Source organism: Comamonas terrae (assembly GCF_001544075.1).
GTDB lineage: Bacteria > Pseudomonadota > Gammaproteobacteria > Burkholderiales > Burkholderiaceae_C > Comamonas > Comamonas terrae.
In genome coordinates this window covers 249,929-269,045 of record NZ_BCNT01000004.1, presented here as the reverse complement: position 1 = coordinate 269,045, position 19,117 = coordinate 249,929, and the positions used below count along the sequence as shown (strand labels likewise).

The 19,117-nt window shown below is 68.5% G+C and carries 20 protein-coding genes; 16 read left to right on the top strand and 4 right to left on the bottom strand.

The features are described 5' to 3' along the window. Nucleotides 1–90: 90 nt before the first annotated feature. Complete coding sequence (locus Cte04_RS07520; protein ID WP_066474783.1) at nucleotides 91–1,023, bottom strand: LysR family transcriptional regulator ArgP; 933 nt, start codon at nucleotides 1,021–1,023, stop codon at nucleotides 91–93. An 85-nt stretch (nucleotides 1,024–1,108) separates the two neighbouring features. Here Cte04_RS07520 and Cte04_RS07515 point away from each other — a divergent pair, with 85 nt between their 5' ends. From Cte04_RS07515 to gorA, 15 genes are all read left to right on the top strand, one after another. Then, a complete protein-coding gene (locus tag Cte04_RS07515; protein WP_066474780.1) occupies nucleotides 1,109–2,449 on the top strand; it encodes a D-amino acid dehydrogenase in 1,341 nt (446 codons plus the stop codon). A gap of 168 nt (nucleotides 2,450–2,617) precedes the next feature. Next, nucleotides 2,618–3,292, top strand: a complete 675-nt coding sequence (locus tag Cte04_RS07510; RefSeq protein WP_066474778.1) for a fumarylacetoacetate hydrolase family protein — start codon at nucleotides 2,618–2,620, stop codon at nucleotides 3,290–3,292. Next, a complete protein-coding gene (locus tag Cte04_RS07505; RefSeq protein WP_066474775.1) occupies nucleotides 3,289–4,044 on the top strand; it encodes a fumarylacetoacetate hydrolase family protein in 756 nt (251 codons plus the stop codon). Before Cte04_RS07510 ends, Cte04_RS07505 begins: the two co-directional genes overlap by 4 nt. A 60-nt stretch (nucleotides 4,045–4,104) precedes the next feature. After that, nucleotides 4,105–5,082 carry a Bug family tripartite tricarboxylate transporter substrate binding protein gene (locus Cte04_RS07500; protein ID WP_066474772.1) on the top strand — a complete coding sequence of 326 codons (978 nt, stop codon included), beginning with the start codon at nucleotides 4,105–4,107 and terminating at the stop codon, nucleotides 5,080–5,082. A gap of 228 nt (nucleotides 5,083–5,310) precedes the next feature. Then, nucleotides 5,311–6,768: a 5-carboxymethyl-2-hydroxymuconate semialdehyde dehydrogenase gene (hpaE, locus tag Cte04_RS07495; protein WP_066474768.1), complete on the top strand. Its 1,458-nt coding sequence runs from the start codon at nucleotides 5,311–5,313 to the stop codon at nucleotides 6,766–6,768. Between the two features lie 77 nt (nucleotides 6,769–6,845). After that, a complete protein-coding gene (locus Cte04_RS07490) occupies nucleotides 6,846–7,820 on the top strand; it encodes a tripartite tricarboxylate transporter substrate binding protein (protein WP_066474760.1) in 975 nt (324 codons plus the stop codon). Between the two features lie 180 nt (nucleotides 7,821–8,000). Beyond that, the gene (gene hpaD / locus Cte04_RS07485) at nucleotides 8,001–8,921 is read left to right on the top strand and encodes a 3,4-dihydroxyphenylacetate 2,3-dioxygenase (RefSeq protein ID WP_066474758.1); all 921 of its coding nucleotides are present in this window, start codon (nucleotides 8,001–8,003) and stop codon (nucleotides 8,919–8,921) included. 10 nt (nucleotides 8,922–8,931) lie between these two features. Beyond that, complete coding sequence (locus Cte04_RS07480) at nucleotides 8,932–9,372, top strand: 5-carboxymethyl-2-hydroxymuconate Delta-isomerase (protein ID WP_066475388.1); 441 nt, start codon at nucleotides 8,932–8,934, stop codon at nucleotides 9,370–9,372. A 3-nt stretch (nucleotides 9,373–9,375) separates the two neighbouring features. Beyond that, a complete protein-coding gene (hpaH, locus tag Cte04_RS07475; RefSeq protein WP_066474751.1) occupies nucleotides 9,376–10,209 on the top strand; it encodes a 2-oxo-hept-4-ene-1,7-dioate hydratase in 834 nt (277 codons plus the stop codon). A 16-nt stretch (nucleotides 10,210–10,225) separates the two neighbouring features. Further along, entirely contained in the window at nucleotides 10,226–11,680 is a 1,455-nt protein-coding gene (locus Cte04_RS07470; RefSeq protein ID WP_066474742.1) for an NAD-dependent succinate-semialdehyde dehydrogenase, read from the top strand. Between the two features lie 190 nt (nucleotides 11,681–11,870). Continuing rightward, complete coding sequence (locus Cte04_RS07465) at nucleotides 11,871–12,689, top strand: aldolase/citrate lyase family protein (RefSeq protein ID WP_066474740.1); 819 nt, start codon at nucleotides 11,871–11,873, stop codon at nucleotides 12,687–12,689. Nucleotides 12,690–12,805: 116 nt separating this feature from the next. After that, complete coding sequence (gene hpaR / locus Cte04_RS07460) at nucleotides 12,806–13,291, top strand: homoprotocatechuate degradation operon regulator HpaR (protein ID WP_066474738.1); 486 nt, start codon at nucleotides 12,806–12,808, stop codon at nucleotides 13,289–13,291. A gap of 48 nt (nucleotides 13,292–13,339) precedes the next feature. Further along, complete coding sequence (locus Cte04_RS07455) at nucleotides 13,340–13,990, top strand: 3'-5' exonuclease (protein WP_066474737.1); 651 nt, start codon at nucleotides 13,340–13,342, stop codon at nucleotides 13,988–13,990. 220 nt (nucleotides 13,991–14,210) lie between these two features. Further along, nucleotides 14,211–14,759, top strand: a complete 549-nt coding sequence (locus Cte04_RS07450) for a flavin reductase family protein (protein WP_174522900.1) — start codon at nucleotides 14,211–14,213, stop codon at nucleotides 14,757–14,759. Between the two features lie 96 nt (nucleotides 14,760–14,855). Then, the gene (gene gorA / locus Cte04_RS07445) at nucleotides 14,856–16,223 is read left to right on the top strand and encodes a glutathione-disulfide reductase (protein WP_066474735.1); all 1,368 of its coding nucleotides are present in this window, start codon (nucleotides 14,856–14,858) and stop codon (nucleotides 16,221–16,223) included. Between the two features lie 69 nt (nucleotides 16,224–16,292). Here gorA and minE read toward each other — a convergent pair whose 3' ends face one another. From minE to minC, 3 genes are read right to left on the bottom strand one after another with little or no spacing between them, the layout of a single operon-like run. Next, the gene (minE, locus tag Cte04_RS07440; RefSeq protein ID WP_066474724.1) at nucleotides 16,293–16,565 is read right to left on the bottom strand and encodes a cell division topological specificity factor MinE; all 273 of its coding nucleotides are present in this window, start codon (nucleotides 16,563–16,565) and stop codon (nucleotides 16,293–16,295) included. A 5-nt stretch (nucleotides 16,566–16,570) separates the two neighbouring features. Continuing rightward, a complete protein-coding gene (gene minD / locus Cte04_RS07435) occupies nucleotides 16,571–17,386 on the bottom strand; it encodes a septum site-determining protein MinD (protein WP_066474721.1) in 816 nt (271 codons plus the stop codon). A 57-nt stretch (nucleotides 17,387–17,443) separates the two neighbouring features. After that, nucleotides 17,444–18,190 (bottom strand): septum site-determining protein MinC, encoded by a 747-nt coding sequence (gene minC / locus Cte04_RS07430; RefSeq protein ID WP_066474710.1) that lies wholly within the window; start codon nucleotides 18,188–18,190, stop codon nucleotides 17,444–17,446. Nucleotides 18,191–18,359: 169 nt separating this feature from the next. On the opposite strand from minC, the gene Cte04_RS07425 reads away from it, so the two are divergent. Continuing rightward, nucleotides 18,360–19,109 carry an enoyl-CoA hydratase/isomerase family protein gene (locus Cte04_RS07425; protein WP_066475385.1) on the top strand — a complete coding sequence of 250 codons (750 nt, stop codon included), beginning with the start codon at nucleotides 18,360–18,362 and terminating at the stop codon, nucleotides 19,107–19,109. Nucleotides 19,110–19,117 lie beyond the last annotated feature (8 nt).

The following is a 19,117-nucleotide window of genomic DNA, read 5'->3' as shown; positions in this document are numbered from 1 at the left end:
TACGATAGCTGACTGCGCTTTCCATATCTCGATTTCCAGGGCAAAGCCATCTGAAATCCAGATAGAGCAAGCGCAACCAGCTATCGGAATTCACTCTCCCTCGATCCGTCCTGGCTGCGCCAGCAGAACCCTGGCCGTGCGCAGCAGCGCCCTGCTCACACGCTCCAGCACGCGCGAGTCCAGGTTCCAGCAGTGCCAGTACAGGTCTATGGCCAGTGCATGGCCGGGGGCCACATCCACCAGATCGCCGGCTTCCAGCGCCGGCCTCACCTGCAGCTCGGGCAGCACGCCCACGCCCCAGCCCGCGCGCACGGCGCGCAGCTGTGCCTCGCAGCTGGGCAACAGAATCTGCTGGCGCAGCGATACCGAGCGCAAGCCCAGGCAGCGTGCCACGAACTCGGCCTGCATATCATCCTTGCGGTTGAACGACAGATACGGCAGCCGGTTGCAGTTGCTGCGCGTGAGCCCCTGGGGCAGGCGCTCGCGCGCGAAACCGGCCGAAGCAACGGCCACATAGCGCATGGCCCCCAGCGGCTGCACCGCGCAGCCGCGCAGGGCCTGGCTCAGCGTGGTCACGCAGCCCATGACCTGGCCGGAGCGCAGCAGTTCCTGCGTGAAATCCTGGTCGTCCACCACCACCTCCAGCGGCAGCCCGTCGCGCACCAGCCCGTCCAGCGCCTCCATGGCCCAGGTGGCAATGCTGTCGGCATTGATGGCGATGGAGACCGTCTCGCCGGCCAGGCTCTGCCCGGTCTGGGGCGCCAGCTCCTGCAGCTCGCGCGCCAGGTCGGCGCGCAACAGGCGCAGCTGCTTGGCATGCTTGAGCAGCAGCCGGCCCGCGCTCGTGGGCTTGACGGGCCGCGTGCGCTCTACCAGCACCGAGCCGATCTGCGCCTCCAGCGTGCGCAGGCGCTGCGACACGGCCGACTGCGTGATGTGCAGCCGGACGGCCGCGCGCTCGAAGCCCCCCTCCTCGACGATGGCGGCCAGGCATTCCAGCGCGGCGGGATCCCAGGATGTCATACGCACTCCATTAGCCAAACTGATGAATCTGCTGAAAATTTAATGGTGCTTTTGTACAGCCACAAGAGTGCGGACACTGGTCTCCATGAACATCATCGTCCTGGGAGCCGGCATCATCGGCATCAGCACCGCCTGGCACCTGCGCGAGCGCGGCCACGAGGTCACCGTCGTGGACCGCCAGAGCGGCCCGGCGCTGGAGACCAGCTTTGCCAACGCAGGGCAGATCTCGGTCAGCTACTGCGAGCCCTGGGCCAACCGGCAGGCTCCCTGGAAGGCCCTCCAATGGATGTTCGACAAGGAGGCTCCGCTGCTGCTGCGCCCGCAGCTGGATCCGGCCCAGTGGCGCTGGTGCCTGCAGTTCCTGGCCCAGTGCAACGACGCGGCCTTCGCGCGCAACGTGCAGCAGATCGTGGCCCTGGGCGCCTACAGCCATGTGGCGCTCAAGGACGTGGTGGCCGGCACGGGCATCGCCTTTCACCGCCTGGAGCGCGGCATCGCCCATTTCTACAGCAGCCGCCAGGCCTTCGACGCGGCGGCCGAAGGCGTGGAGCTGATGCGCCGCCACGGCGTGCAGCGCCGCCTGGTCAGCCGCGAGGAGCTGCTGCGCATCGAGCCGGCCTTCACGCCCTATGCCGAGCACATTGCGGGCGGCACCTTCACCGAAACCGACGAAAGCGGCGATGCGCGCCTGTTCACCGAACAGCTGGCACGCCGCTGCGCAACGCTGGGCGTGGACTTTCTCTACGACCACCAGATCCTGGGGCTGCAGCCTGCGCGCAGCGGCAAGCCGGCCCATGTGCAGGTGCGCGGCAATCAGGGCGGCCCTGCCCGCTGGCTGGGCGCCGATGCCGTCGTCGTGGCCTGCGGCTCGTATACGCCGCGGCTGCTCAAGCCCCTGGGCGTGCAGCTGCCCATCTATCCCGGCAAGGGCTACAGCGCCACGCTGCCGATACTGCAGCCCGACAAGGCGCCGTTTGTCTCCGCCATCGACGACAGCCGCAAGATCGCCATGAGCCGCCTGGGCGACACGCTGCGCGTGGCCGGCACCATCGAACTCGGCGGCTTCGATCTCTCTCTGTCCAGTGACACGGCGCGCGCACGCTGCCGCATGCTGGTGCGGCGCATCGAGGAGCTGATGCCCGGCGTCTGCGACACCCGCCTGCCCGAGGAAGGTGGCAACCCGCAGTTCTGGTGTGGCCTGCGCCCCGCCACGCCCACCAACATTCCCTGCATAGGCGCCACCGGAGCCGCAGGCATCTGGGTCAACGCGGGCCACGGCACGCTGGGCTGGACGCACGGCGCAGGCTCGGGCAAGGCCCTGGCCGCGCTGATCAGCGGCGAGCAGCCCGCGCTGGACTTCGGCTTCGTGGGCTTGCCGCGCACGCGCGGCCTGCAGCCGCAGCCGGCCATGACGGCCCGGGCATAGCGCCACTTCTTTGCGCCAAGGGCCGCGGTTCATGCCGCGGCCCTTGGCATTTGGGCACCGCGCCGGGGCACGCGATGCATGGCGAGACCGCGGGAAAACACCGTATCTGCCTTGGTTGACGGCGGTAGTTGCCGCCTTAATAATTACCATGTTAATTAAATATCGACCATGCAGATTCCGCCTCTTGCCCTGGACCACGGCCTGCCGCCGGGCACCGTCTACGGTGCGCTGCTCAACGACCGCGCCACCATCACCCGCCTGGAGCCCCAGTTCGGCAGCGCGCCGTACAAGGCCGCGCCCCAAGCGCCCGTGCTCTACATCAAGCCGCGCAACACCTTTGCCCGCGACGGCGCGGCCGTGGCCGTGCCGGCCGACCCCGGCGAGGTGCGCATCGACGCCACGATCGGCCTGGTGATCGGCCAGGCCGCCACGCGCGTGGCGGCGCAGCAGGCCATGGCCCATGTGGCCGGCTACGTGATCGCCAGCGACGTGACGCTGCCGCACGAGAACTACTACCGCCCGGCCATCGTGCAGCGCTGCCGCGACGGCTTCTGCCCCATGAGCGCCTTCGTGCCGGCCGGCAATGGCTTCGACATCGATGCCGCCACCCTGCGCGTCGCCATCAACGGCCGGCCGGTCTACGCGCGCCGCTTTGCCGATCTGGTGCGCCCTGCCGCGCGGCTGATCGCCGACGTGAGCGAATTCATGACGCTGGCCGCCGGCGACGTGCTGCTCCTCGGCCCCGGCGAAGGCGCGCCGACGGCGCGGCCGGGCGATGCCGTGGCCATCGAGGTGCCCGGCCTGGGCGTGTTGCGCCACAGCGTGGTGGAGGAGCTGGCATGAAGCACGGACGCGTCATCCACGAAGGCCGCACGCTCGCGGTCACCGAAGGCGGGAACGGCCAGGTGCTGCTGCCCGACGGCCGCAGCGTGGCCGAAGCCGATGTGCAATGGCTGCCACCCGTGGCGTTCGGCACCATCATCGCGCTGGGCCTGAACTACGCCGACCACGTCAGGGAGCTGTCGCGCGAACTCACGGTCACGGCCAAGGATGCACCCCTGGTGTTCCTCAAGGGGCCGAACGCCCTGGTCGGCCACCGCGGCTTCACGCCGCGCCCGGCAGGCGCCGCCTTCATGCATTACGAATGCGAGCTGGCCGTGGTGATCGGCCGCACGGCGAAAAAGGTCAAGGCCGCCGATGCCCTGGCCTGCGTGGCCGGCTACACGGTGTGCAACGACTATGCGGTGCGCGACTACCTGGAGAACTTCTATCGCCCCAACCTGCGCGTGAAGAACCGCGATGCCTGCACCGCGATCGGCCCCTGGCTGGTGGATGCCGCCGACGTGCCCGATCCGCATGCGCTGGGCCTGCGCACGCGCGTCAACGGCCGGCTCACGCAAAGCGGCCACACGGGCGACATGATCCACCGCATCCCCGAACTCATCGAGTACCTGAGCGCCTTCATGACGCTGCAGGCCGGCGACGTCATCCTCACGGGCACGCCCGACGGCGTGGTCAACGTGCAGGCCGGCGACGTGGTCGAGACCGAGATCGACGGCATCGGCACGCTGGTCAACACCCTGGCCGCCGCCTGAGGCCACAAAAAAGGCATCCGCAGCCCCAGCTTTCCACCACGACAACGGGAGACAACCCTCATGCGCCGCCATTTCCGCCTCGCCACCGCGCTGCTCGCGCTGGCTGCCTCATGTGCCAGTTTCGGAACCTCTGCCCAGACCTACCCCGCCAAGCCGCTGCGCTGGGTGGTGGGCTACCCGGCGGGAGGTGGCACCGACTTCCTCGCGCGCACCACGGGTGCGCAGCTGTCGCAGCAGCTGGGCCAGCCCGTGGTGGTGGACAACCGCCCCGGCGCGGGCGCCATCATCGCATCGGAATACGTGGCCCGTGCGCCGGGCGACGGCTACACCGTGCTGTCGGCCGACAACGGCGTGCTGGTCTACAACAGCGCGCTGTACAAAAAGCTCAATTACGAGCCGCAGAAGGACTTCGCGCTGCTGGGCATGATGGGCCGCTCGCCGCTGGTCATCACCGCCGCGCCCAACACCCCGTTCACCGATGCCAGGGCGCTGATCGCCGCGCTGCAGCGCGAGCCGGGCAAGTACAGCATTGCCACGGCGGGCGTGGGCAGTCCCCACCACCTGGCGCTGGAGCTATTCCAGCGCGAAGCCAAGGTCTCGCTGCTGCATGTGCCCTACAAGGGCGGCGCCCCCGCGCTGCAGGACCTGATGGGCGGCCAGATCCCGCTGATGATGCTGGACCTGCCCAGCGGCGTCAGCGCCGTCAAGGCCGGCAAGGTCGTGCCGCTGCTGGCCATGTCGGCCGAGCGCATTCCCCAGCTGCCCAACGTGCCCACGGCCAGGGAGCTGGGCTTCACCAACGTGGAGGCCTATACCTGGCAGGGTCTGGCCGTGCCCGCCGGCACGCCGCGCGAAGTGCAGGAGCGCCTGAGCACCGAGCTGCAGAAGACCATGCGCGACCCCGGCGTGCGCCAGAAGCTCTACGACGCGGGCTGGGAAGCCCGGCCCACCAACGCACCGGACATGATGGCCTACGTCAACGCCGAGCGGCAGAAATGGCATGCGCTCATCAAGAGCCGCAACATCAGCCTGGACTGAGATGAAGCTCCTCCTGAGCGGCTTCGCCGCTTCCCCCTAGCCGGGCGCCCCTCTCTCTACGCGCTGCGCGCTATGGGAGGGGGCGTACGGGCTACCGGCGCAGCCCTCGCTGCGGGCGGCCCTTGTTCGGCTGCCCTCGCCTGGAACGCGCCAGTTTGATGCGGCTTGGGTGGTGCGCTGCGCCATGGATAACCGAGATCGTGAACACGTTCTGAAGAAAGAAACGAGATGAGAATCGACCACCTGATCAACGGCAAGGCCGTTGCCGGCAAGGACTACTTCGAAACCGTCAACCCCGCCACGCAGGAAGTGCTGGCCGAGGTGGCATCGGGCGGTGCGGCCGAGGCGGACGCCGCCGTGGCCGCGGCCAAGCAAGCTTTCCCGAAATGGGCCCATACCCCTGCCACCGAGCGCGCCAGGCTGGTGCGCAGGCTGGGCGACCTGATCGCCCGGCATGTGCCCGAGATCGCCGAGACCGAGACCAACGACTGCGGCCAGGTGATCGCACAGACCGGCAAGCAGCTGGTGCCGCGCGCGGCCGACAACTTCTACTACTTCGCCGAGATGTGCACGCGCGTGGACGGCCACACCTACCCCACGCCCACGCACCTGAACTACACGCTGTTCCACCCCGTGGGCGTGTGCGCGCTGATTTCGCCGTGGAACGTGCCTTTCATGACGGCCACCTGGAAGGTCGCGCCCTGCCTGGCGTTCGGCAACACGGCCGTGCTCAAGATGAGCGAGCTGTCGCCCATGACGGCCGCGCGCCTGGGCGAGCTGGCGCTGGAGGCCGGCATTCCGGCCGGCGTGCTCAACATCGTGCATGGCTACGGCAAGGACGCCGGCGAGCCGCTGGTGGCGCACCGCGACGTGCGCGCCGTTTCGTTCACGGGATCGACGGCCACGGGCAACCGCATCGTGCAGGCCGCGGGCCTCAAGAAGTTCAGCATGGAGCTGGGCGGCAAGAGCCCGTTCGTGATCTTCGACGACGCCGACTTCGAGCGCGCCCTGGATGCGGCCGTGTTCATGATCTTCTCCAACAACGGCGAGCGCTGCACGGCCGGCAGCCGCATCCTGGTGCAAAAGGGCATCTATGCGAAGTTCGTGGACCGCTTCGTGGAGCGCGCGAAAAAGATCGCCGTGGGCGATCCGCTCGACGAGAAAACCATCGTCGGCCCCATGATCAGCCAGGGCCACCTGGCCAAGGTGCGCCACTACATCGAGCTGGGCCGCAAGGAAGGCGCGAGCATGCTGTGCGGCGGCCTGGACGCGCCCGTGGTGCCCGAGCGCGTGAAAAAGGGCAACTATGTGCTGCCCACGGTGTTCGCCGACGTGGACAACCGCATGCAGATCGCCCAGGACGAGATCTTCGGCCCCGTGGCCTGCATCATCCCGTTCAGCGACGAGGCAGAGGCCATCCGCCTGGCCAACGACATCCAGTACGGGCTTTCCAGCTATGTATGGACTGAGAACATCGGCAAGGCTCACCGGGTGGCCGCGGCCATCGAGGCCGGCATGTGCTTCGTCAACAGCCAGAACGTGCGCGACCTGCGCCAGCCGTTCGGCGGCACCAAGGCCTCGGGCACGGGCCGCGAAGGCGGCACCTGGAGCTACGAGGTGTTCTGCGAGCCCAAGAACGTGGCAGTGTCCATGGGCTCGCACCACATCCCGCACTGGGGCGCATGAGCGCCTGCGATTTTGATAGCTGCCAGCGCTTTCTGCACAAGCACTGCCGCCTGAAAACACGATAAAAGGAGACAAGCATGCAACGCCGCCACTTCCTGCAGGCCTGCCCGGCCGCCGCCCTGGCAGCCACCGGCCGGCTGGCTCTGGCCCAGCCCGGCAGCTGGCCCGCCAAGCCCGTACGCATCATCGTGCCGTTCACGCCCGGCGGCACCACCGACATGGTGGCCCGCCTGATCGGCACCGAGCTGGGCAAGCAGCTGGGCCAGGCCGTGATCGTGGAGAACAAGCCCGGGGCGGGCACGGTGATCGGCGTGGACTACGTGGCCAAGCAGCCGGCCGACGGCCATACCTTTGTCTGCGTGGCCAACAGCTTCACGGCCAACAAGACGCTGGTCAAAAACCTGCCCTATGACACCACCAGGGACCTGCAGCCCGTGGCCCTCATGGGCCTGTCCGAGCATGTGCTGGCCACCCACCCGTCCAGCGGGCTCAAGAGCCTGGCCGACCTCAGGAAGGCCGCGCTGGCCAGGCCCGGCACGCTGACCTATGCCTCGTTCGGCAACGGCACCTCGGCCCACCTGTCGGGGGCACTGCTGTGCCAGATGATGGGTGTGGACATGGTCCACGTGCCCTACAAAGGCCAGGGCCCGGCGCTCACCGACCTGCTGGGCGGCCAGGTGAGCGTGATGTTCGGCAACTGGTCGGAGTTCCGCGCCCATATCGAGAGCGGCAAGCTCGTCGCCCTGGGCATGGCCACGCGCCAGCGTTCGCGCTTCGCGCCCGACGCGCCCACGCTGGCCGAGCAGGGCGTGGCGCTGGAATCCAATTCCTGGCAGGGCCTGCTGGCCCCGGCGGGCACGCCCGAGGCCGTCGTGCAGCGCGTCAACGCCGAGGTCAACAAGGCCCTGGCCTCGCCCCATGTGGTCGAGGTCTTCGCCAAGAGCGGCGTGGTCTCGCAAGCCGGCTCGGTCGCGCAGTTCTCGGGCTTCGTGCATAGCGAGATCGCCAAGTACGGCGAGATCATCCGCCGCGCCAACATCACCATGGGTTAGCAATGATTCCCCTGAGTCGCTACGCGCCTTCCCCGGAAACAGGGGAACAAGGGGACGACACCTGCGCTGCGGGGCGGCGCGGCCGGCCTCGGTCCTTGCTCGGTGTCCCAGGCTTGAGCCGTGCTTATTTTGCGGGCCGCGCGCGGAACCGCTGATCGGCAGATTTGGAAAGGAAAACTCATGGGAAAGCTAGCACTTGTGGCCAAGGTCACGCATGTTCCGTCCATCTACCTGAGCGAGCTGGACGGGCCGCGCAAGGGCACGCGCCAGGACGCCATCGCCGGCCTGCAGGAAATCGGCCGGCGCTGCCGCGACCTGGGCGTGGACACCATCGTGGTCTGCGACACGCACTGGCTGGTCAACGCCAGCTACCACATCAATTGCGCCCCGCATTTCGAAGGCCTGTACACCAGCAACGAACTGCCGCACTTCATCAGCAACATGGGCTACGGCTTCCCCGGCAACCCGCAGCTGGGCAAGCTGCTGGCCAAGGCAGCCAACGGCCTGGGCGTGGAAACGCTGGCCCACGACGCCACCACGCTGGCCCCCGAATACGGCACGCTGGTGCCCATGCGCTACATGAATGCGGACCGGCACTTCAAGGTGGTCTCGGTCTCCGCGCTGTGCATGGCCCACTACCTCGGCGACAGCGCCCGCCTGGGCTGGGCGATGCGCCGCGCCATCGAGGACGAGTACGACGGCACCGTGGCCATCCTGGCCAGCGGCTCGCTCTCGCACCGTTTTGCGCAGAACGGACAGGCGCCGGATTTCGCCTTCAGGATCTGGAGCCCGTTCCTCGAGCAGCTCGACCGCGAGGTGGTGCGCATGTGGCAGGCCGGCGAATGGCAGGCCTTCTGCGGCATGCTGCCCGAGTACGCGGCCAAGGGCCACGGCGAAGGCTTCATGCACGACACGGCCATGCTGCTGGGCGCCCTGGGCTGGTCGGAATACGACGGCCGCGCCGAAATCCTCACGCCGTATTTCGCGGCCTCTGGCACGGGGCAGATCAATGCGGTCTTTCCCGTCACGCCGCAGGACGGCCGCGCCATCCCCGCGCCCCAGGCCAGCGCCGGTGCCGCTGCACCGGCCGGCCGGCTCTGAAGGACACCGCATGCCCCACGTCGTGATCCTCTACACCGGCAACCTCGAAGCCCAGACCGACATGGGCGCCCTGTGCCGCAGCATTGCCGACACCATGCTCACCATCCGCACCGAGGACGGCAGCCAGGTCTTTCCCACGGGCGGCACGCGCGTCTATGCCTATCCGGCACCGCATTACGCGGTCTCCGACGGCGGCGCCGCGGGCCGTGCCGCGGGCGGCGACGGCGACTACGGCTTCGTCTATATCAACCTGCGCATGGGAGCGGGCCGCTCCCCGGCAGTCCAGAAGGCCGCGGGCGATGCCCTGCTGGCCTGCGCCCGGGCGCATCTGGCGCCGCTGTTCGACCATCCCTGCAGGCACCTGGGCCTGACCGTGCAGGTCGACGAGGCCCCGGGCCAGGTCTATGACGCCAAGCACAGCACCCTGCACCCCCTGTTTGCCAGAAAGTAAGCCATGTTTTCCGCAGAACTTCTGACCCAGCTCGCGCACGAGCTCGACCGCAGCGAGAAGTCGCGCCAGCAGATCGAGCATTTCTCCAAGCGCTTTCCCGGCATGACGGTCGAGGACGGCTACCGCGTCGCGCGCGAATGGGTGCGCATGCAGATCGCGGCAGGCCGCAGGGTCATAGGCCACAAGATCGGCCTGACCTCGCGCGCCATGCAGATCTCCAGCCAGATCGACGAGCCCGACTACGGCACGCTGCTGGACTCCATGCTCCATACCGCCACGCCCGGCCAGGTGCTGGACATTGCGGCCACGAACTTCATCGCGCCGCGCGTGGAGGTGGAACTGGCCTTCGTGCTCAAGGCGCCGCTCATCGGCCCGGGCCTGCCCGGCGGCAAGGAGGTGACACTGGACGATGTGCTGGCCGCCACCGAGTACGTGACGCCGGCCATCGAGATCATCGACGCGCGCATCGAGCAGTTCGACCGCCATACCAGGGCCATGCGCAAGGTGTTCGACACCATCAGCGACAACGCGGCCAATGCCGGCATCGTCGTCGGCGCCGGCCGCGCTGCGCCGACGGCGCTTGACCTGCCCTGGTGCGGCGCCATACTGCGCCAGAACGGCATCGTCGAGGAAACCGGCCTTGCCGCGGGCGTGCAGGGCCACCCGGCCATCGGCGTGGCCTGGCTGGCCAACAAGCTCGCGCCCTGGGGCGAATCGCTGCAGCCCGGCCAGATCGTGCTGGCGGGCTCTTTCACCCGCCCCGTGGCGGCCCAGCCCGGCGATGTGTTCGAGGCCGATTACGGCCCGCTGGGCTCGCTGCAATTCCGCTTTACCTGAATTACGGAGATTTACCATGGCTCTGCAATTACGCGATCCCAGCCTGCTCAAGACCCAATGCCTGATCGACGGCCGCTGGCTGGCCGCCGGCGACGGCGCCACCATCGCCGTGAACAACCCTGCCACGGGCGAGCTGGTGGCCAGCGTGCCCGAACTCGGCGAGGCCGAGACCCAGGCCGCCATTGCGGCGGCCGAGCGCGCCTTCGGTGAATGGAAGGCCCTCACCGCCGACCAGCGCGCCGCCATCCTGCACAAGTGGTTCGAACTGCTGATGCAGCACCAGGAGGACCTGGCGCAGATCATGACGGCCGAACAGGGCAAGCCCCTGGCCGAATCGCGCGGCGAAATCGCCTATGCGGCCTCCTATGTGCAGTGGTTTGCCGAGGAGGCGCGCCGCGTCTACGGCTCCACCATGCCCTCGCCCTGGAGCGACAAGAAGATCGTCGTGACCAAGGAGCCCGTGGGCGTGTGCGCGGCGATCACGCCCTGGAACTTCCCGGCAGCCATGATCACGCGCAAGGTGGCGCCGGCCCTGGCCGCGGGCTGCACCATCATCGTCAAGCCCGCGCAGCAGACGCCGCTGTCGGCGCTGGCGCTGGGCGAGCTGGCCCAGCGCGCCGGCGTGCCGGCCGGCGTGTTCAGCGTCCTCACCGGTCCGGCGCGCGCCATCGGCGGCGTGCTCACGGCCAGCATGGCGGTGCGCAAGCTCACCTTCACGGGCTCCACCGAAGTCGGCCGCGTGCTGGCCGCGCAATGCGCGCCCACGCTCAAGAAGATGTCGCTGGAGCTGGGCGGCAATGCCCCCTTCATCGTCTTCGACGATGCGGACCTGGATGCCGCCGTGGAAGGCGCCATGGCCTCCAAGTACCGCAACACCGGCCAGACCTGCGTGTGCGCCAACCGCCTGCTGGTGCAGGACGGGGTGTACGACGCCTTCATGGCCAAGCTCAAGGCCGCGGTGCAGGCGCTCAAGGTGGGCAACGGCGCCGATGCCGGCATCACCCAGGGCCCGCTGATCGACAAGGCCGCCATTGACAAGGTCGAGGAGCTGGTGGCCGATGCCGTGGCCCAGGGTGCCGAGGTGGTCACGGGCGGCAAGCCTTCGGCCCTGGGCGGCACCTTCTACGAACCCACCATCCTGGGCGGCGCCACGGACCGCATGCGCATCGCCAGGGAAGAGGTCTTCGGCCCCGTGGCGCCCGTGTTCCGCTTCCGCACCGAGGAGGAGGCCATCCGCATGGCCAACGACACCGAATACGGCCTGGCCGCCTATTTCTACGCCCGCGACGTGGGCCGCGTCTGGCGCGTGGGCGCAGCGCTCGAATACGGCATGGTGGGCATCAACAGCGGCATCATCAGCACGGCCGTGGCGCCGTTCGGCGGCGTCAAGCAGTCGGGCCTGGGCCGCGAGGGCGGCGCCGCGGGCATCGAGGAATACCTGAGCACCAAGTACCTGTGCATGGGATATTGAGATGAAACACCCCCTGAGTCGCTTCGCCTAGGCGGCCCCGCGCCTTCCCCCTCTCTCTACGCGCCGCGCGCTACGGGAGGGGGATTCAGCCAGCGCAGCGGGGCGGCCCTTGCGCGGCTACCCTGGTCTGGCGAGCGTCAGTTGCATGGGCAGCGGGTGGCGCGAAACTTTATGGACAACCGACATGACAATGCAAACACCCACCAATCCCTTCAAGGCCGCGATCGCGGCCGGCCGCCCGCAGATCGGCCTGTGGCTGGGCCTGGGCAGCCCCTATAGCGCGGAGATCTGCGCGGGCGCGGGCTTCGACTGGCTGCTGATCGACGGCGAACACGGCCCCAACGACACGCTGACGCTGCTGGCCCAGCTGCAGGCGGTTGCCGCCTATCCGGCCAGCCATGCGATTGCGCGCATCCCCATGGGACATGGCGAGGTCGGCGAGATGCTGATCAAGCAGTACCTGGACCTGGGCGCTCAGACGCTGCTCGTGCCCATGGTCGACACGGCCGCGCAGGCCGCGCGCATCGTGCGCGCCGCACGCTATCCGCAAGACGACGGCAAGGGCGGCATGCGCGGCATGGCCGGCGCGCGCGCCTCCGCCTGGGGCCGCCGCGCCGACTACTACCAGGCAGCCAACGCCCAGGTCTGCGTGCTGGTGCAGGTGGAAACGCGCGAGGGCCTGGAGCAGCTCGATGCGATTGCCGCCACCGAGGGCGTGGACGGCGTGTTCATCGGCCCGGCCGATCTCTCGGCCTCCATGGGCCATGTGGGCAACCCCGGCCACCCCGAAGTGCAGGCAGCGATTGCCGAGGCGATCACGCGCATCCGCCGCGCGGGCAAGGCCGCGGGCATTCTCACGCCCAACGAGGAGCTGGCGCGCAAGTACCTGCAGCTGGGCTGCAGCTTCGTGGCCGTGGGCCTCGATACCAGCCTGCTGGTGCAGGCCACGAGCGCGCTGGCTGCCCGCTTCAAGGACGTGCAGCCCGTGGCTCCGGGCAGCACCTACTGACGGGTCCGCAGCCGGCGCGCACCGATGCTGGCAGGGAGCAAAAACACCCATGACCTGGGCTTGCACAGTGCTTCGGGCCGCGTGCATACAATCTGGCGTTCTTTTCCATCCCCGCTATGACCGAGCCCAGAACCACCGCCGCGACCGAACCCCTGCGCTCCTTCGCGCGCTCCCTGCCCATGGCACTGCTCAAGGCCCGCGAATCCGTCATGGTGCGCTTTCGCCCCCTGCTACGTGCCCACGGCCTGACGGAGCAGCAGTGGCGGGTGCTGCGGGCCCTGTCGGCCTCCGACCATCGCCTGCGGCCCATGGAGCTGTCGCAGATGACCTTCATCAGCATGCCCAGCCTTTCGCGCCTGCTCAAGACGCTGGAAGGCCGCGAGCTGATCAAGCGCGGCCGCCACGTGGGCGATCTGCGCGGCGCGGAGTTCGGCCTGACCGAGGCGGCCCGCGCCATCGTGACCGAGATCGGCCCCGACTCCGAGGAGATCTATGCCGAGATCGAGCGCATCGTGGGCAATGCCGAGATCCAGCAGCTGTACCTGGTGCTGGAGCAGGTGGTGCAGCGCCTGGGCGCGCCGGACGCCATCGACGCGGACTGAATCCCACGGCGCCGGCGCGGCCCATGGCGCCGCCCTCACAATGGCGGCATGCACAGCACCATTGCCGTCATCGACTTCGAAACCACGGGCATGAGCCCGGCCCAGGGCGCGCGGGCCACCGAGATCGGCATCGCACTGCTGGAGCAGGGCCGCGTGGTGGACCGTTTCCAGAGCCTGATGAATGCCGGCGCCTGGGTCTCGCCCTTCATCACCGAACTCACGGGCATCACCAATGCCATGGTGCGCGAGGCCCCGCCCGCGGCCGAGGTCATGCGCGAGGCCTCACGCTTCGTGGGCCAGGCGCCCATGGTGGCGCACAACGCCTCGTTCGACAGCAAGTTCTGGCAGGCCGAGCTGGCCCTGGCCGGACTGCCCGCGCCCCAGCCCTTTGCCTGCACGGTGCTGCTGGCGCGCCGCATCTACCCCGATGCCCCGGGCCACAGCCTGGGCAGGCTGGCCCGCCACCTGCGGCTGCCCGATACCGGCCGCGCCCACCGCGCGCTGGCCGACGCCGAAATGGCCGCCGCCCTGCTGGCCCGCATGCAGCAGGACCTGAGCCTGCGCTACGGCCTGCCCCGGCCCGGCCATGCGCTGCTGGCCCAGCTGCAGCGCTGCAGCAAGACGCGGCTGGATGGCTGGCTGCGCCAGCATGCGGCCCAGGTCCAGGAAGCCGGGCAGATGCAGCTCCCCTATCCATAGCATTTGGCGCCAGCCTCATCTGCATATGGCCATTGAATAGCCCTCTATTGCGCATTCATCCTGCGCCAGCAGCTATGAAATCAAAAGCACCCTGCGCTGACCGGCACAACGCATGCGCGGCCCGCATACCCCTATCGCCGGCATTCGCCCCGGGCAGCCCCGATAATCGGACACTGTTGCCCGGGCTGCATGCCCTTTCACCTTCCTGCGCGGCACTGCGATGGCCGCGGCTTTGCCTCCCAGCCTTGTGAACTCCGCCCTGCCTTCCTCTGCCCTGCACACCAGCGCACCGTTTACGCAACGCGAATTCCGCGATGCCCTGGGGCAGTTCGCAACCGGCGTGACCATCATCACGGCCCGCAGCCCCGAAGGCCACCCCGTGGGCGCCACCGTCAGCTCGTTCAACGCCCTGTCGCTGAACCCGCCGCTGGTGCTGTGGAGCCTGGGCCTCACGGCCAGTTCGCTGCCCGTGTTCCAGCGCTGCACGCACTACGCCATCCACGTGCTCGGTGCCGCGCAAAAGCCGCTGGCCGAGCTGTTCGCGCGCAAGGGCGCCGACCGCTTCGGCCACACGCCGCACCACGATTCCCCCCGGGGCGTGCCGCTGCTCGAAGGCTGCGCCGCCGTGTTCGAATGCCGCAACCGCAGCCGCCACGAGGAAGGCGACCACGTCATCTTCATCGGCGAGGTGGAGCGCTGCGAGCACCACCGCGAGCGCGCGCCCCTGCTCTACCACGCGGGCCACATGCATACGCGCGGCCTTCTCTGATCCCCAGGACAGGTTCCTGGGAACGCTTGGCCCGGCTCTGGCAAGATCGGCAGTGAAGCGGCCGCGATACCGGCGGCTGCACCGCAGGAGCCATGCATGACGACAATCAGCCAGTTTGACTACGACCTTCTGGTCATCGGAGCCGGATCGGGCGGCGTGCGCGCCAGCCGCGTCGCGGCCTCGCTGGGCGCCCGCGTGGCCGTGGTGGAGTCCGGCAGGCTGGGCGGCACCTGCGTCAACGTGGGCTGCATTCCCAAGAAGCTGCTCAGCCATGCCGCGCATTTCAGCCAGGCCTTCGGCGAAGCCGCGGGCTTTGGCTGGCAGCTGCCGCAGGCGCGCTTTGACTGGGCCACGCTGATCGCCCACAAGGACCGCGAGATCCACCGCCTCAACGGCGTCTACGACCAGCTGCTGACCAACGCCGGCGTGCAGCTGATCGCGGGCCGCGCGCGCATCACCGGCGCGCACAGCGTGGCCGTGGGCGACCGGACGCTGAGCGCGCGCCACATCCTCGTGGCCACGGGCGGACGCCCGCAGAAGCCCGCGATTGCAGGCGCCGAATGGGCCATCAGCTCGGACGAGGCCTTCTCGCTGCCCGCGCTGCCGCGGCGCGTGGTCGTGGTCGGCGGCGGCTATATCGCCGTGGAATTCGCCTCCATCTTCCACGGCCTGGGTGCCGAGACCACGCTGCTGCACCGCAGCGCGCGCCTGCTGCGCCATTTCGATGCAGACCTCGGCATGGTGCTGGCCGAGCAGATGGGCCGCCAGGGCATGCAGCTGCAGCTGGAGCGGCAGATCGAATCCATTGCCAAGCGCGACGACGGCCTGCACCTTCAGCTGGACAACGGCCAGGCCCTGACGGCCGACTGCGTGCTGTTCGCCACGGGCCGCGTGCCCAACACCGAGGGCCTGGGCCTCGAAGCCGCCGGCGTGCGGCTCGACGGCCAGGGCGCCGTCGTGGTGGATGAAGGCTTCACCACCAGCGTGCCCTCCATCCACGCCGTGGGCGACGTGGTGGGCCGCATGGCGCTGACGCCCGTGGCACTGGCCGAAGGCACGGTGCTCGCGCACCGGCTGTTCGGCAACGGCGACAAGGCCGCGCCCGACTATGCGCTGGTGCCTACCGCCGTGTTCTCCCACCCCAACGTGGGCACCGTGGGCCTGTCCGAAGCCCGGGCGCGCGAATGCCATGGCGACGTGCAGGTCTTCAAGTCCTCGTTCCGCCCGCTGAGCAACCGGATGGCCGAGGAACCCCGGCCCGTGTTCCTCAAGCTCGTGGTCGCGGGCGCCGACCGGCGCGTGGTCGGCGTGCACATGGTGGGCGAGGAGGCCGGCGAGCTGATCCAGGGCTTTGCCGTGGCTCTGCAGTGCGGCGCCACCAAGGCGCAGTTCGATGCCACGCTGGGCATCCATCCCACGGTGGCCGAGGAGTTCGTGACCATGCGCGAACCCGTGGCGCCCTGAAGCGCCAAAGGGTGCCCAGGAAAAAGGAGCCTCGAGGGCTCCTTTGCGTTTCCCGGCAGGGCCGCGCGGTCAGGCGCGCTGCGCGGCGTCGGGCAGTTCGATCTTGACTTCCAGCACTTCCAGGTTCTCCTGGCGCTCCAGCTGGACCTTGATGTCATTGGGATTGATGTCCACGTACTTGGAAATCACGGCCATCAGCTCCTTCTGCAGCGCAGGCAGGTAATCGGGCCGGTTGGAGGAGTCGCCGCCCACGCGCTCGCGCGCCAGGATGATCTGCAGGCGTTCCTTGGCGACGGATGCGGTCTTCTTCTTCTCCCCGAGCAAAAACGACAACATGGACATGGGGCTTACCTCCCTCCGAAGATGCGCTTGAAGAAGCCGGGCTTGACCGCTTCGGTGAAGCGCATGGGCTTTTCCTCGCCAAGAAAACGGGCCACCACGTCCTGGTAGGCCTCGGCCACGTCGCTGCCCTGCATGTGCACGGCAGGAATGCCCTGGTTCGAGGCCTGCAGCACGGTCTCCGACTCGGGGATCACGCCGATCAGCTCGATGCGCAGAATGTCCTGGATGTCCTCCAGCGACAGCATCTGGCCGTCCTGCACGCGGTTGGGGTTGTAGCGGGTGATGAGCAGATGCTCCTTGATCGGCTCGCCGCCCGCGACGGCGCGCGCCGTCTTGGAGCTGAGCATGCCCAGGATGCGGTCGGAGTCGCGCACCGACGAGACTTCGGGGTTGGTCACGACCAGCGCCTCGTCCGCATAGTGCATGGCGAACAGCGCGCCGCTCTCGATGCCGGCCGGCGAGTCGCAGACGATGTACTCGAAGTCCATCGCGGCCAGGTCGTCCAGCACCTTCTTCACGCCGTCCTGCGTCAGCGCGTCCTTGTCGCGCGTCTGCGAGGCAGCCAGCACGAACAGGTTCTCGCTCTGCTTGTCCTTGATCAGGGCCTGGTGGAGGTTGGCTTCGCCCTGGATGACATTGATCAGGTCGTAGACCACGCGGCGCTCGCAACCCATGATGAGGTCCAGGTTGCGCAGGCCCACGTCGAAATCGATCACCGCGGTCTTGTGACCGCGCAATGCGAGGCCTGAGGCGAAGCTGGCGCTGGTGGTGGTCTTGCCCACTCCACCCTTGCCAGAGGTCACGACGACGATTTTGGCCATGTTTGCACGATTCCTTAAAGACGATGAAGCTGGTTGATGGGACTTCCGGTGGGGCGGTTACACCGGCTCGATGATAATTTTTTCGCCTTCCAGACGGACCTTTGCGGGCTTTCCTGCCACGTCGGCGGGCAGATCGGTTTCAATTGTGCGGTAGATGCCGGCAATGGACAGCAGCTGCGCCTCCATGCAGGTGCTGAAGATGCGTGCCTCGGTATTGCCGCGCGCCCCGGCCACGGCCCGGCCGCGCAGCGGCGCATAGACGTGGACGTTGCCGTCGGCGATCACCTCGGCGCCATAGCTGACCATGGACAGCACAACGATATCAGTGCCCTTGGCATAGACGCGCTGGCCCGATCGCAAAGGTTTGTCAACGATCACGGCATCGGCCAGCGGCGCGGGCACCTCGACCTCGTGCACCACCTCCACTTCGCGCACCACTTCCTGGATCCCGGGCGCCGGCCGGCGCGCGGGTGCCGCATCGGGCGCCGCCACCAGGCCCAGGGCCCGCGCATCGGCCATCTGCCTGTCGCTGCCGCCGCACACGGCCACGGGCACGGTGCGGTGGGAGCGCAGCGCGTCGACCAGCACCGCGAAGTCGATCTCGCTGTCGGCCTCGCGCACATGGCTGAGGTCGATGAGGACGGGATCGTTGTCGAAGAAGTCCGGATCGTCGGCCAGGCGCGCGGCCAGGTCATCGACCAGCACGCGCACATCGGTGTCCCGCAATACGACGGACAGCACGGGCAATTGCGCGCTCTTGAGGTCAAAACTGGGGCGCACTGCGCCGGTCGGTTCAACAGCCATGGAGGGAGATTGCACTGCGAAGCGCACAACAAAGACGCCAAAGTGTACCTGCGCGCCGCCCGAAGTCGCGATCCGCAGCCGCCGCTGGTGCCAGGAGCCCACAACAGTTACACCCGCTCACGCGCCTGCGCCCCGGTCGTGCAGGCGCCGCATGGCCCAGAATGCAGCCATGTCCCCACAGCTCCAGATCCAGGGCAGCACGGCCCGCATCACCCTGCGCCGCCCCGAAACGGCCAACAAGCTGCTGCCCGAAGACTTGGGCCGGCTGCGCGCCCACATTGCCGAGGTCAACGCCGCGCCCGAGGTGCTGGTACTGACCCTGCAATCGGAGGGAAAACACTTTTGCAGCGGCTACGACATCGCCGAGATCGCCAACAGCCAGAACGAGGGCAGCGCGTTCGGCGAGATGGTGGACGCCATAGAGCAATGCCGCGCCGTGACCCTTGCGGCCATCCAGGGCGGCGTGTTCGGCGGCGCTACCGACATGGCGCTGGCCTGCGACTTCCGCGTGGGCGGCGCACGCAGCCAGATGTTCATGCCCGCGGCCAGGCTGGGCCTGCACTTTTACCGCTCGGGCCTGGAGCGCTATGTGACGCGCCTGGGCCTGGATACGGCCAAACGCCTGTTCCTCGCCGGCGAGCATCTGGACGCCCGGGCCATGAAGGACTGCGGCTTCCTGACCCATCTGGCAGCGGATGCCGACATCGCCGGCGAGGTGCAGCGGCTGCAGGCCCGGCTCACGGGCATGGCGCCGCTGGCCCTGCTGGGCATGAAGCAGCACCTGAACGCGATTGCGCGGGGCCGCGCCGATGCCGCGGCCATCGATGCCGCCGTGCAGGCCACGATTGCCTCGGCGGACCTGCAGGAAGGCGGCGCGGCCTGGCGCGAGAAGCGCGAGCCCCGGTTCCTGGGCCGGTGAACGCCACT

Coding starts and splice junctions, on each gene's coding strand:
- gorA (WP_066474735.1), top strand. CDS start 14,856: ATGACGACAATCAGCCAGTTTGACTACGACCTTCTGGTCATCGGAGCC.
- Cte04_RS07425 (WP_066475385.1), top strand. CDS start 18,360: ATGTCCCCACAGCTCCAGATCCAGGGCAGCACGGCCCGCATCACCCTG.
- Cte04_RS07480 (WP_066475388.1), top strand. CDS start 8,932: ATGCCCCACGTCGTGATCCTCTACACCGGCAACCTCGAAGCCCAGACC.
- hpaE (WP_066474768.1), top strand. CDS start 5,311: ATGAGAATCGACCACCTGATCAACGGCAAGGCCGTTGCCGGCAAGGAC.
- Cte04_RS07515 (WP_066474780.1), top strand. CDS start 1,109: ATGAACATCATCGTCCTGGGAGCCGGCATCATCGGCATCAGCACCGCC.
- Cte04_RS07520 (WP_066474783.1), bottom strand. CDS start 1,023: ATGACATCCTGGGATCCCGCCGCGCTGGAATGCCTGGCCGCCATCGTC.
- hpaR (WP_066474738.1), top strand. CDS start 12,806: ATGACCGAGCCCAGAACCACCGCCGCGACCGAACCCCTGCGCTCCTTC.
- minE (WP_066474724.1), bottom strand. CDS start 16,565: ATGTCCATGTTGTCGTTTTTGCTCGGGGAGAAGAAGAAGACCGCATCC.
- hpaH (WP_066474751.1), top strand. CDS start 9,376: ATGTTTTCCGCAGAACTTCTGACCCAGCTCGCGCACGAGCTCGACCGC.
- Cte04_RS07455 (WP_066474737.1), top strand. CDS start 13,340: ATGCACAGCACCATTGCCGTCATCGACTTCGAAACCACGGGCATGAGC.
- minC (WP_066474710.1), bottom strand. CDS start 18,190: ATGGCTGTTGAACCGACCGGCGCAGTGCGCCCCAGTTTTGACCTCAAG.
- Cte04_RS07505 (WP_066474775.1), top strand. CDS start 3,289: ATGAAGCACGGACGCGTCATCCACGAAGGCCGCACGCTCGCGGTCACC.
- minD (WP_066474721.1), bottom strand. CDS start 17,386: ATGGCCAAAATCGTCGTCGTGACCTCTGGCAAGGGTGGAGTGGGCAAG.
- Cte04_RS07500 (WP_066474772.1), top strand. CDS start 4,105: ATGCGCCGCCATTTCCGCCTCGCCACCGCGCTGCTCGCGCTGGCTGCC.
- Cte04_RS07450 (WP_174522900.1), top strand. CDS start 14,211: ATGGCCGCGGCTTTGCCTCCCAGCCTTGTGAACTCCGCCCTGCCTTCC.
- Cte04_RS07490 (WP_066474760.1), top strand. CDS start 6,846: ATGCAACGCCGCCACTTCCTGCAGGCCTGCCCGGCCGCCGCCCTGGCA.
- Cte04_RS07470 (WP_066474742.1), top strand. CDS start 10,226: ATGGCTCTGCAATTACGCGATCCCAGCCTGCTCAAGACCCAATGCCTG.
- hpaD (WP_066474758.1), top strand. CDS start 8,001: ATGGGAAAGCTAGCACTTGTGGCCAAGGTCACGCATGTTCCGTCCATC.
- Cte04_RS07510 (WP_066474778.1), top strand. CDS start 2,618: ATGCAGATTCCGCCTCTTGCCCTGGACCACGGCCTGCCGCCGGGCACC.
- Cte04_RS07465 (WP_066474740.1), top strand. CDS start 11,871: ATGCAAACACCCACCAATCCCTTCAAGGCCGCGATCGCGGCCGGCCGC.